The 12299-nt window shown below is 63.7% G+C and carries 9 protein-coding genes and 1 riboswitch; of the genes, 8 read left to right on the top strand and 1 reads right to left on the bottom strand.

The genetic code is table 11. From position 1 onward, the window contains the following. Nucleotides 1-4: 4 nt before the first annotated feature. The 5 genes from ACVC5H_RS13980 (at nucleotide 5) to ACVC5H_RS13960 (ending at nucleotide 6516) form a co-directional block, all read left to right on the top strand. Entirely contained in the window at nucleotides 5-1018 is a 1014-nt protein-coding gene (locus ACVC5H_RS13980; protein ID WP_489618459.1) for a LacI family DNA-binding transcriptional regulator, read from the top strand. A gap of 16 nt (nucleotides 1019-1034) precedes the next feature. Continuing rightward, nucleotides 1035-1946, top strand: a complete 912-nt coding sequence (gene rbsK / locus ACVC5H_RS13975) for a ribokinase (protein WP_489618458.1) — start codon at nucleotides 1035-1037, stop codon at nucleotides 1944-1946. A gap of 31 nt (nucleotides 1947-1977) precedes the next feature. Further along, complete coding sequence (gene rbsD / locus ACVC5H_RS13970) at nucleotides 1978-2370, top strand: D-ribose pyranase (protein WP_489618457.1); 393 nt, start codon at nucleotides 1978-1980, stop codon at nucleotides 2368-2370. 224 nt (nucleotides 2371-2594) lie between these two features. Next, on the top strand, nucleotides 2595-4322 hold the full coding sequence (locus ACVC5H_RS13965) for a methyl-accepting chemotaxis protein (RefSeq protein WP_489618456.1): 1728 nt from the start codon (nucleotides 2595-2597) through the stop codon (nucleotides 4320-4322). A gap of 184 nt (nucleotides 4323-4506) precedes the next feature. Next, nucleotides 4507-6516 carry an AsmA family protein gene (locus ACVC5H_RS13960; RefSeq protein ID WP_489618455.1) on the top strand — a complete coding sequence of 670 codons (2010 nt, stop codon included), beginning with the start codon at nucleotides 4507-4509 and terminating at the stop codon, nucleotides 6514-6516. Nucleotides 6517-6528: 12 nt separating this feature from the next. Here ACVC5H_RS13960 and ACVC5H_RS13955 read toward each other — a convergent pair whose 3' ends face one another. Then, nucleotides 6529-7296: a VOC family protein gene (locus tag ACVC5H_RS13955; protein ID WP_489618454.1), complete on the bottom strand. Its 768-nt coding sequence runs from the start codon at nucleotides 7294-7296 to the stop codon at nucleotides 6529-6531. 236 nt (nucleotides 7297-7532) lie between these two features. Here ACVC5H_RS13955 and ACVC5H_RS13950 point away from each other — a divergent pair, with 236 nt between their 5' ends. The 3 genes from ACVC5H_RS13950 to ACVC5H_RS13940 all read left to right on the top strand — a co-directional run bounded on the left by ACVC5H_RS13950 (nucleotide 7533) and on the right by ACVC5H_RS13940 (nucleotide 12095). Further along, nucleotides 7533-9641 carry a response regulator gene (locus tag ACVC5H_RS13950; RefSeq protein ID WP_489618453.1) on the top strand — a complete coding sequence of 703 codons (2109 nt, stop codon included), beginning with the start codon at nucleotides 7533-7535 and terminating at the stop codon, nucleotides 9639-9641. Nucleotides 9642-9818: 177 nt separating this feature from the next. Beyond that, nucleotides 9819-9892, top strand: a riboswitch (Fluoride riboswitch). Between the two features lie 72 nt (nucleotides 9893-9964). Then, on the top strand, nucleotides 9965-11305 hold the full coding sequence (locus ACVC5H_RS13945; protein ID WP_489618452.1) for a voltage-gated chloride channel family protein: 1341 nt from the start codon (nucleotides 9965-9967) through the stop codon (nucleotides 11303-11305). 175 nt (nucleotides 11306-11480) lie between these two features. Beyond that, nucleotides 11481-12095 (top strand): pyridoxamine 5'-phosphate oxidase family protein, encoded by a 615-nt coding sequence (locus tag ACVC5H_RS13940; RefSeq protein ID WP_489618451.1) that lies wholly within the window; start codon nucleotides 11481-11483, stop codon nucleotides 12093-12095. The last annotated feature ends 204 nt before the right edge of the window (nucleotides 12096-12299 follow it).

The following is a 12299-nucleotide window of genomic DNA, read 5'->3' as shown; positions in this document are numbered from 1 at the left end:
CGCCATGGCCACCATCAAGGATGTCGCCAGGCTGGCCGGGGTGTCCTACACCACGGTCTCGCATGTGCTCAACCAGACGCGTCCGGTCAGCAGCGACGCTCGCGAGCGCGTGCTGGCCGCCGTCAAGGAGCTGGACTACGTGCCCAGCGCCCTGGCGCGCTCCTTGCGCAGCAAGGTCACCGGCAGTATCGGCCTGATCATTCCCAACAACACCAACCCGTACTTTTCGGAGCTGGCGCGCGGGATCGAAGACCATTGCTACGGCGCCGGCTACAGCGTCATCCTGTGCAATTCCGACGATGACCCGGACAAGCAGCGCGATTACCTGCAGGTGCTGCAGACCAAGCGTTGCGACGGCCTCATCATCGCCACCCTGAACCAGGCCGACCTCAACCCGGCCGGCAAGATGGATATCCCGACCGTGCTGCTGGACCGCGCACCGAAGGAACTGGACATCGATCTTGTCAGCACCGACAACGCCCTCGGCGGCAGCCTGGCCGCGCGCCATCTGCTGGAGCTGCAGCGCCGCCACGTGGCCTGCATCGCCGGCCCGGATGGTCTTGAACTGTCCGACGAGCGTGTGCAGGGCTTCCGCCAGACCCTGCAGGCGGGCGGTTTGAGCCTGGACGACGGTGATCTGCTGCATGCGGACTTCAGCGGCATCGGCGGCTACCAGGCGGCCATGCAGCTGCTGCAGGGCCGTCCCGCCGGGCAGCGTCCCGACGCCATTTTCTGCTGCAACGACATGATGGCCATCGGCGTGCTGCGGGCGGCGGGTGAATTGCAGATCGAGGTGCCGGGGGAATTGTCGGTGGTCGGCTTCGACGATATCGAACTGGCCCAGTTCGTCCATCCGCCGCTGACCACGGTGGCACAGAATACCCGCAAGCTGGGCAACCTGACGGCGCAGTTCCTGCTGGAACGCATCGCCGATCCCGGCCTGCCGGCGCGCCGCGAGACGGTGGCGCCACAACTCCAGCAGCGGGGCTCGACGGCCCCGCGCGTGAAACCGACTTGAGAACTAGAGAGCACACATGATCGTCATCATCGGCAGCGTCAACATGGATCTGGTCTTGCGCGTACCGCGCATGCCCTTGCCGGGCGAAACCCTGGCCGGCGACAAATTCATGACCATCCCCGGCGGCAAGGGCGCCAACCAGGCCGTGGCCTGCGCCCGCCTGGCGGCACCCGGCACGGCGGTCGCCATGGTGGCCTGCGTAGGCGACGATGCTTTCGGCAGCCAGATGCGCGGCTCGATCACCGCCTGCGGCATCGACGACCGCTACATCGACGAGGTGGCCGGCGAGGCCACCGGTATCGCTTCCATCATGGTCGATGCCAAGGCCCAGAACAGCATCGTCATCGCTGCCGGCGCCAATGGCCGCCTGGACGTGGAGCGCATCGAGCGCGCCCGCCCGCTGATTGAACAGGCTTCCATCGTGCTGCTGCAACTGGAAGTACCGATGGCCACCGTCATCCACAGCATCGAACTGGCCTACGCCCTGGGCAAGACCGTGGTGCTGAACCCGGCGCCAGCGCAAGCCTTGCCGCGCGAATTGCTGCAGAAGATCGATTACCTGATCTTGAATGAAATCGAAGCGGCGATGCTGGCCGAGGTGCAGTCCGATGTGCAGTCGGAGGATATTCCCTTGCTGGCCCAGAAGCTGCATGAGCTGGGCGCACGCAACGTGGTGGTAACGCTGGGCGAGAAGGGCGTCTACGGCTCCTTCGCCGACGGCCAGCAGCGCCATCTGCCGGCCCGCAAGGTGCAGGCGGTCGATACCACGGCGGCTGGCGACACCTTCATCGGTGGCTTCATCGGTGCCATTGCGCAAGGCCGCGACCAGTTCGACGCCATTGCCTATGCCCAGGCCGCTGCCGCCCTGAGTGTGACCCGCATCGGCGCTCAGACCTCCATTCCCACGCGCGACGAAGTGGTGCTCTGAGCGCCTGCGTCCGCTTTCATTCAGGATTGCCATGAAAAAGACTGCTCTGCTCAACGCCGCCATTTCCCAGCTCATCGCCACCATGGGCCACGGCGATACCCTGGTCATCGGTGACGTCGGCCTGCCGGCACCAGCGGGCGTGCCCGTGATCGACCTGGCCGTGACGCGCGGTGTGCCCGGTTTCATGACCGTGCTCGAGACCGTGCTCAGCGAATTGCAGGTCGAGTTCCACATCGTGGCCGAGGAAATGCAGAGCGTCAGCCCGGCATTGGCCGCGCAGATTGAAGCGCTGAACCTGCCGCAGCGCCGCAGCGTGTCGCATGAGGCGTTCAAGCAGGCAACCGGGCGCGCCAGGGCCTATATTCGCACCGGCGAATGTACGCCTTATGCCAACATCATCCTGGGCTCCGGCGTGGTGTTCTAAGCAAGAAATTTGCAAGACAACACATTTACACCTCTAGTTGTGTGATGACTTTGCGACACTTGCAGAAATAGTGTCAGTCAAGGGTTGTCCGTCGGGTTTCCTTGGCGCATCATTCCGACTCCAGAAATAGTTCAGTGGATATGCTTTCCCTGTTCGATAACAACAAGCTGGATCTTCGAGGATAAGGAGAGACAGCCAATAAATGAACAGCAGAGGACAGCAGCATGTTTGCATATTTCGGAAATCTCAAGGTCGCCACGCGTCTGGCGGTGGTCTTTGCCTTTATCGTGGCGCTGCTCGCGGTAGTGGCCGTCACCGCCTTCATCAAGATCAACAATATCAATCGCGGAATCGACGCGATCGTCAATGATCGCTACCTGAAGGTGCGCTGGGCCTTCGACCTGCGCGATGGCGTCAATGAGCAGATCAAATACCTGCGTGGCATGGCCATCGACATCGGTAACCCGGCCGCCAATGAAAAACGCACCGGCCAGCTGGAGGTGGCCGTACGCGCGACCAAGGAAGCCCTGGACAAGATCACGGCGCGCCAGGTCACGGCGGTGGGGCAAAAGAAGGTCAAGGTGCTGGATGACGCGCGCCAGGTCTTCGATGCCAGCAGGGCGCAATTTCTGACGCTGTTGCGAGCCGGCCAATCGGATGCTGCCGATGAATTCGTCTTGCGCAAGATCACCGATAGCCAGAACAAGTTTCTTTCGCTGGCTACTGCCTTCGCCGATTCGCAGGATAGCCAGCTGCGTGCCGAAGGTGCGCAGGCAGTAGCGGACGGCGCGATGGCCATCCAGGTGACCCTGGCCTGTTCGGCCGTCGCCGTGCTGGCTGCCATCCTGCTCGGCTACCTGATGGCGCGTTCCATCGTCAAGCCGCTCAATGAGGCTGTGCGGGTGGCAGAGAACGTTGCCGCCGGCGACCTGACTACGCGCATCGCGCCTCACTCCAAGGACGAGACCGGCCAACTGATGGTGGCGCTGCGCAAGATGAACGACAACCTGATCGATATCGTCTCCGGCGTGCGGCGCAGCACCGACGCCATCTCGACTGCCTCGGGTGAAATCGCCAGCGGCAACCTGGATCTGTCTTCCCGGACCGAGCAGCAGGCCAGCTCGCTGGAAGAAACCGCGTCCGCCATGGAAGAGATGACCTCCACCGTGCGCCAGAATGCAGACAACGCCCGCCAGGCCAACCAGCTGGCCGCCAATGCCTCCCAGGTTGCCTTACAAGGCGGCGAAATCGTGGGCCGCGTGGTGACGACGATGGAAGAGATCAATCAGTCCTCGCGCAAGATCGTCGACATCATCGGTGTCATCGACGGCATCGCCTTCCAGACCAATATCCTGGCCTTGAATGCCGCCGTGGAAGCGGCGCGCGCAGGCGAGCAAGGACGCGGCTTTGCGGTGGTGGCCTCGGAAGTGCGCTCGCTGGCCCAGCGTTCGGCTGCTGCGGCCAAGGAGATCAAGGAGCTCATCAGCGATTCCGTCGCCAAGGTGGAAGGTGGCAGCACCCTCGTGGCCGAAGCCGGCAATACCATGGACCAGGTGGTCAGCAGCGTGCGCAGCGTCACTGATATCGTGGGCGAGATTTCGGCTGCCAGCGCCGAGCAAAGCACGGGCATCGAAGAAATCAACCGGGCAGTCACCCAGATGGACGAAAGCACCCAGCAAAATGCCGCCTTGGTCGAACAGGCAGCGGCAGCGGCTGGCGCCATGCGCGAGCAGGCAGCCCATCTGGCGACGGCGATCAGCATCTTCAAGCTGGCCCAGGGAAGCGACGTGCCTGCAGCAGTTCCTGTCAAGCCCGCTCCCGTGGTCCGTCCGGTGGTCGTGGCCAGGACGGCAGCTATTGCTCCGGCGCAGCGCTTGCCCGCCGTGGCCGCTCCGGCTCCTGCGTCCAAGGCCGCGTCCCGCGTGGATGAAGACGCCTGGGAAACTTTCTGAGCCCGCAGGCGCTGCCGCGCAGCGCCTCTTTTCCGCTACTCTGACAAGCAGGCGGCTTCACCTCCTATAGCCTTGGCCTGCCGGGAAGCTGATACTGTTGCGTTCGCATGATCGCAACAATCAATGAACAGCAGCCACGGAGGAAAGGGGAGCGATGCGCTTGGACGGGCATACGGCAACGATGATGGCAAGGGCATTCAAGGTCTTGACCTGGAGTGTCATCACGCTGCTCGCACTGATGGTCGCCATGGCGTTGGCCATCGCCTTGTTCGACTGGAACCTCGCCAAACCCTGGATCACGCGCCAGCTCTCGGCCGCACTGGCGCGCGAGATCCGCATCGACGGGCCGATCACGCTGGGCTGGTCGCTGGCGCGCAACGACAAGGCCGGCAGCGTCAACTGGCTGCCGCAACTGCATTTCACCGCGCGCGGGTTGGAGGTCGGCAACCCCGACTGGGCCCGCAGTACCGGCCACCTGTTGCGCGCCCAGACCCTGGACCTGCACTTTTCCCCCTTGCCGCTGCTGCACTGGCATTGGCACATCACCGACCTGCGCGTCGATGGCCTGGACCTGGCCATGGAGCGCGTCGACGAGCGCCACAAGAACTGGCGCTTCTCCGACCAGCCGCGTTCGCGCTGGAGTTTCGACATCCACCAGATCGTCTTTGAGCGTGCGCAGATCCGCTACGTGGACCAGCCGCTGGAGATGGACCTGCACTTCGACGTCCGGCCGCTGGTGAGCCCGACCAATCAGGCGGCGCAGGTTCGCGAGAAGCAGGCACCGACCAGCGTCGGCCCCGCCAACCCGACCGCTCTGGTGTTGCAGGCTGCCGTGTCCGGCCGCTTTGGTCAGGCCCGTATCGAGGGCAAGCTGCGCGGCGGCGCCTTGCCTGATCTGCTCAACGAGGACAGCATCTATCCGCTGCAGGCTGAAGGCGACGTAGGCGGCGTGCATACGGTACTGGCCGGCAATCTCGTCAATCCTCATCACCTCGCGCGTGCCGAGTTGCAGATCGCCCTCAGCGGTGACAGCCTGGATCGTCTCTACGCCGCCAGCAGGGTGCCGCTACCGGCCACGCGTCCCTTCAGTACACAGGGCCAGCTCACCATCAGCCGCGTTGACAGCGAGACGCGCGCCTGGGACTGGCACTATGCCCACTTCACCGGCAAGGTCGGTGACAGTGACTTTGCCGGCGACGCGCAGTATTACAGAGGTCCGCCCAAGAACCGGCTGAGCGTCAAAGCGCAGGCTGATCTCTTGCGCCTGTCGGATTATGTTCCGGCCGCTGGCAAGAACGCAGGGGACAGTCAGGATCACACCAGGGTGCGCGTCCTTCCCGAGGATCCCGCCAAGCCCGAGCGCTGGGCCAAGCTGGATGCGGAGATCGGCTTGTATGCAAAACGTGTGGAGTTGCATCCAGACATCCACTTGCAGGACGCCACGACGACCTTGCGCCTGCAAGACCAGGTGCTGACCGCTGCACCGCTGCACTTTGCACTAGCCGGTGGCAAGGGCGAGGGGGAGATCAGTCTGGACGGGCGCCAGGCCGACATCCGCGCGCGCCTGCAGCTGCAGTTGCAGGCAGTGCAGGTGCGCCAGCTGTTTCCGCGCCTGAGCAAGTTCGATGCGAGCGTCGGCAAGGTCGATGGCCAGGCCACGCTGAGCGGTAGCGGCAATTCAGTGGCTGCCATGCTGGCCGGCGCCGATGGTGAGATCAAGGCTGACCTGAGCCAAGGCACCATCAGCAAGTTCATCCTGGAAGCGGCCGGCTTGAATCTGGCCAATGCCGTGTTTGCCAAGATCTACCGCGACCAGCAGGTCAAGCTGCTGTGCGGTGCGGCCGATGTCACCATCAAGGACGGACTGGCGCAGGTACGTCACGGCATTCTCAACACGGAGGATGCGGCCATCGACGTCAGCGGCCAGGTCGACCTGGGCAAGGAAACCCTGGCCTTGAACGTTGTTCCGCGGACCAAGCAGGTGCGCATCCTGTCGTTGCGCACACCCTTGTATGTACGCGGCACCTTCGCAAAACCGGACATCGGTGCCAACAAGGAGGGGCTGGCAGCACGGGCCGGCGCAGCGGCGGCCCTGGCGCTGGTGGCACCGGTGGCGGCAGTGATTCCTCTGATTACGCCGGGACAGAAGATCCCGGACGATTGCTCACCGCAGGTGGCGGCCGCTCCCTCATGAGGCCACTGCGGCTCAGTCGATGAATTCGAACACGGTTGCAAAATCCGGCAGCGCCACCTGCAGCCGTTCTGACTTCTTCTGCAGCGGCAAGCCATGGGCATGCGCACGTGCGGCAATCGCATCGCAGTCACCGCCCGTGAAACGCAAGACCGCAAAGGCCGAAGGCCGTCCAGGACCGTGGGCCGCCAGCGCATCCAGCCGTTCGGCCAGCGCCGGGGCATCCATGAACTCCAGCTGGAATCCATCCTCCCACTGGCCCAGCCGCGCATAGGACTGGCATGCCGCTGCCGGATCGCCATCCAGTACCACCATGCTGGCAATGCCGCGCACGCCGTTGGCATGGGCCATCCATTCCTGCCGCCACACCAGTTCCGGTGTGAAGTGGCGGCAAGCATAGACGCGCCCGGCCGCGAACTGGCCTGGGATCAGGCGCACCGTGGAGAAGCGCGCATCGATGGCCACCCCATCATCCACCTCCACCGGCCGCGAGAAGTGCTGCACCGGCTGCACCGCCAGCCCCAGCGCCTGCCAGGCATCGTGGCAGGCGGGCACGTCCTCGACGGCATAGACCAGTCCATCCAGGCCCAGGGGACTATCAAGGATTTCCTGGCGCACCTTGGCGCTGTCGCGTGGCTGGCCGATCAACTCAAGGTAACCGCCCTCGAACATCACCAGATGATTGACCGATCCCAGCGTATGGTGGCCGCGCGGCGTCAGGGTAAAGCCTAGCGCCTGTAACTGCGCATGGGCGCGGTCGATGTCGTAATGGGTGTTGAGCACCACGTGATCAAGCCGGGCAGGAATATTTTGTGCGGACGGGAGCATTTTGCGCGGGGCGGAGGTCATAGAAGCCAATCAACAAGAAAGAGCGCGCCAACGGTCGGCGGGCCGTCATTTTACGGGCCGCGGGCTTGCCTGTCATGGCGAGGGGAGTTGACCGGCAACATGGCCGCAGCGCCGGTTATTCCATTACCATGCCGACAAGCTCTACCGTGACGACACGACCGTGTTGGCGGATGACGCTCAATCAGACCAGCGCGACGAGGAAGGGCGTTATCTTGGATCAGCAAGCGGCAACGGAAGGCAATCCTCCTTTGAGCAAAGCGTATCGGCACGCTTTGCTGGAGGCAATCGACGATGGTTTCTGCATCATCGAATTCATCGATGGCCCGCATGGGCCGCTCAGTGACTACGTGCACATCGAAGCCAATTCCGGCTATTACCGGCACACCGGTATCGAGGGCATCGTCGGCAAGCGCCTGCGCGAAATCGAACCGGACAATGCCCAGGTCTGGCTGGACGTGTATGGCCAGGTCCTGCTGACCGGCCAACCGCTGCGTTTCGAGCAGGAGTTCCAGGCCGTCGGCCGCCACATCGAAGTCTCGGCCACCCGCGTGGGGCCGGTGGAAATGCGCCAGGTCTCGGTGCTGTTTCGCGACATCACTGCGCGCAGGCGCACCGAAGCCGCACTGCGCGAAAACGTCCAGCGTGTGCAGCTGGCCCTGGAGGCTGGCGCCATCATCGGCACCTGGATCTGGGACATTCCCTCGGATCGCTTCAACGTCGACGAGGGTTTCGCCGCTGCGTTCGGCGTGCCGCCCGAAAAGGGCCTGGTCGGACTGAAGCTGGAAGACCTCATGCAATCGGTCCACCCGGACGACCGAGAACTGCTTTCCACGCGCATCGGCGAAGCGCTGGCACGCGGAGGAGCCTATGCCCACCAATACCGCACGCGCCGGCGCGATGGCCGTTACTACTGGCTGGAGGCCAATGGCCGCGTGGAACTGACGCCGGACGGCCAGGCCAGCACTTTCCCGGGCGTACTGATCGACATCGAAGGCCGGCGCGCCGTGGAAGCTGAACGCGACCGCGCCCTGGCGGCGCTGCGCACCCTCAATGACACTCTCGAACAACGCGTGCAGGAACGTACCGCCGCCTTGCTGGAAGCCGAAGAAGCGCTGCGCCAGGCACAGAAGATGGAAGCCGTGGGGCAGCTCACCGGTGGCCTGGCGCATGACTTCAACAACATCCTGGCGGGCATCAGCGGCAGTCTGGAACTGATGAAGGTGAGGCTGGCCCAAGGCCGCATTTCCGACATCGAGCGCCACCTCAATGGTGCGCAAGCGGCCGTCAAGCGCGCCGCCGCGCTCACGCAGCGCCTGCTGGCCTTCTCGCGCCGGCAGACGCTGGACCCCCGGTCCGCCGATCTGAACCGCATCGTGGCCGACATGCATGAACTCATTGGCCGCAGCGTGGGGCCGGCCATCACGGTGGAAACCATTGCCGCAGGCGGCTTGTGGAGCACCTTCGTCGACATTGGCCAGCTCGAAAATGCCTTGCTCAACCTGTGCATCAATGCGCGCGACGCCATGCCACATGGCGGCCGGCTGACCATCGAAACCGCCAACCGCTGGCTGGACGACATCGCCGCCATGCAGCGCGGGGTGGCGCCGGGGCAGTACGTATCGCTGTGTGTGAGCGATACCGGTACCGGCATGTCGCCCGACGTGGTGGCGCGCGCTTTCGATCCCTTCTTCACCACCAAGCCCACCGGGCAGGGCACGGGGCTGGGCTTGTCCATGGTGTACGGTTTCGCCGGGCAATCGGGCGGTGCCGTGCGTATCTATTCGGAGCTGGGGCAGGGCGCGACCCTGTGCATCTACCTTCCGCGCCATCTGGGCGAGGGTGGCGAAGACGACCTGTCACTGCCCGGCGAGAGCAGTCTCCCGGCCGCGCCTGGCAGCAAGACCATCCTGGTGGTCGATGATGAGCCGCTGGTACGCATGGTCACGGTGGAGGTGCTCAGTGATCTGGGTTACAGCGTCCTGGAGGCTGAAGACGGCCCCTCTGCGCTGAAGTTGCTGACGGCCTGTCCGGAACTGGATCTGCTGGTGACCGACGTGGGCCTGCCCAACGGCATGAACGGCCGCCAGCTGGCCGACGCCATCCGCGCTCCGCGCCCGGAATTGCCGGTGCTCTTCGTGACGGGCTATGCCGAGAACGCGGTACTCAATCACGGCCACCTGGAGCGCGGGATGCAGGTGCTGACCAAACCGTTTGCAGCCGATGTGCTGGCGCGCAGGGTGAAGGAACTGGTAGGGGACGATGATCCTGCCGCACCGTGAACCATGGGACCACCGGCCGCCCATGGCGCACCAAGGCGGCTGGCACACCTATCTGAGCAGTCAGAAAATTCAGTCGGCGTGCGACTTTTGGTCTGCCAGGCGGCTCAGATAGTCGTCTAAATAAGACAACAGACAGGGCGAGCCCCGTTGTCCTTCAAATCGAAACTTGCTAGTATCGGAGCCTCAGGAGATGGCATTCCTCCTTGAACCGCCACCAACGTTCTGTTGGGGCTGATGATGCCTACAGCACCCTGGCAACCCGGGACTGTAGGCATTCGCCTTGATAGTTCTGCGCCAGGCCGATGACCTTGATTCCTGGCAGCATGAAACATTACAACTACCCCGAACAACTCGATCTGCTTCCGTACATCGGAAAGTGGTGCCTCATTGCCAGCCTGATTGCAGTGCTGGCTGGCTCGGCATCTGCGTTCTTCCTGTTTTCTCTCGATTACGCCACGCAGTGGCGGCAAAGCCATGCCTGGATCATCTGGCTGCTGCCGCTGGGCGGCTTTCTGGTCGGCTGGCTCTATCTCCACACCGGCAAGCCGGTCGAGGCCGGCAACAACCTGCTGATCGATGAAATCCACGATCCGAAAAAAGTAATCCCGCTGCGGATGGCGCCGCTGGTGCTGTTCGGCACGGTCATGTCCCATCTGTTCGGTGCCTCGGTCGGCCGCGAAGGTACGGCCGTGCAGATGGGCGGCTCCCTGGCTGACCAGTTGACGCACGTGTTCAGGCTGCGGCAGGAAGATCGCCGCATCCTGCTGATGGCCGGTATCAGCGCCGGCTTCTCCTCGGTCTTCGGTACCCCCATGGCCGGCGCGATCTTCGGGCTGGAAGTCCTGGCTATCGGACGCATGCGCTATGACGCCATCTTTCCTTGCTTCATTGCCGCCATTGCGGCCGATCAGGTCGGCCTGGCCTGGGGTGTGCATCACACGCACTATGCGATGACCGGCAGCGCGCCCATCGCGCTCTGGAGCGTGGTGGCCGTGATAGTCGCAGGCATCGTCTTCGGCCTGGTCGGCATGATCTTCGCCAATACGACCCATCGCCTGTCTGCTTTCATGAAGCGGCACATTGCCTATGCGCCGTTGCGGCCCTTCGTTGGCGGCCTGGTGGTCGCCATCGCGGTATGGCTGGTGGGGTCCGATCGCTATATCGGGCTGGGCATCCCGGTGATCGTGGAATCCTTCCAGCATCCGGTGGCGCCGTGGGATTTCCTGGCCAAGATGATCTTTACCGTCACCTCATTGGGCACAGGTTTCAAGGGAGGCGAGGTGACTCCCTTGTTCTACATCGGTGCCACCGTCGGCAACGCCCTGGCACCGCTGCTGCATCTGCCATTTTCCTTGCTGGCGGGCCTGGGATTCGTGGCGGTCTTTGCCGGTGCGGCCAACACGCCCATTGCGTCCACCATCATGGCCATTGAATTGTTCGGTCCCGAAATCGGCCCCTTTGCTGCACTTGCCTGCGTTGTCAGCTATCTCTTTTCCGGACATACCGGCATCTACCATGCGCAACGGATAGGCCAAGCCAAGCATCGCCCGCATCCGGAAGGGATGAAGATATCCGAGGTCAGCGCCTATAGGGCAAAACTGAAGAGTGAGCATCAGCGGCAGACCACCGGAGCCGTGACAGAGAAGGCGCAAGGCCATGAATGAAACAGCCGCGCCTTGCATGCCGCACGTCGGACAATAGCGCCTGGCGTTGCCTGAGCGGGCGTGGGGCGGCTGTACATGCCCACGTACTGGTGGCCGCCGATACTGTGCCGGTCATCGAAGCACGAGAGCGTGCCCGCTATACTGGCGCTTTGCCACGGCCACCAAGGAGACCTCTGTGAAGGACAGCATCACCACCCTGGAACAATTGGAAGCGCTCTACGGCCAGCCCGGCGAGCGCGCCCTGGTCAAGGAGATCGATCACCTCAACGAGGACTATCAAGCCTTCGTGCGGGCCTCGCCCTTCGTGGTGCTGGCCACGGCCGGTGCGGAAGGCCTGGACTGCTCGCCCAAGGGAGACCCGCCGGGATTCGTGCAGATCATCGATGCGCGCACGCTCGTCGTTCCCGACCGCCCGGGCAACAACCGGCTCGACAACCTGCGCAATATCATCGCCGATCCGCGCATCTCGCTGCTGTTCATCATTCCTGGCGTGGGGGAGACTTTGCGCGTGAACGGACATGCCACCATCTCGACCGATCCGGCCTTGCTGGCCCGCTTCGAAATACGCGGCAAGCTGCCGCGCAGCGTCATCGTGGCAAAGGTCGAGCGCGCCTACTTCCATTGTTCCAAGGCCATCGTGCGCTCTGAACTCTGGTCTGCCTCGGCCCAGGTGGCACGCAGCAGCCTGCCTTCGCCGGGCGCCATGCACCAGCGCCTGAGCGGCGGCAAGGTCGATGGCCAGGCCTACGACCGCGAGCTTCCCCAGCGTACCGAAGCCGGCCTCTACTGACGGCATCGGCAGCGCTCAATCCACCTTTGTAAGCCAATGTGCTTGCACACGGTACGGCCTTCGCAGTCACTGCGGAACTGGCCGTACCGACCAGCGGGCAAGGACCGACATAGCCGACCGGCACATCGCCACCGGGAATGGCCCCGATCACCTCGGCACCGGAGTTGAACTTGCGGAGTCCCTCTTCTGCCCGGTGACTTTTCC

The organism is Herbaspirillum sp. Her3 (assembly GCF_057961275.1).
The sequence above is the reverse complement of the archived record's forward strand: the minus strand, read 5'-3'. Positions and strand labels throughout refer to the sequence as shown.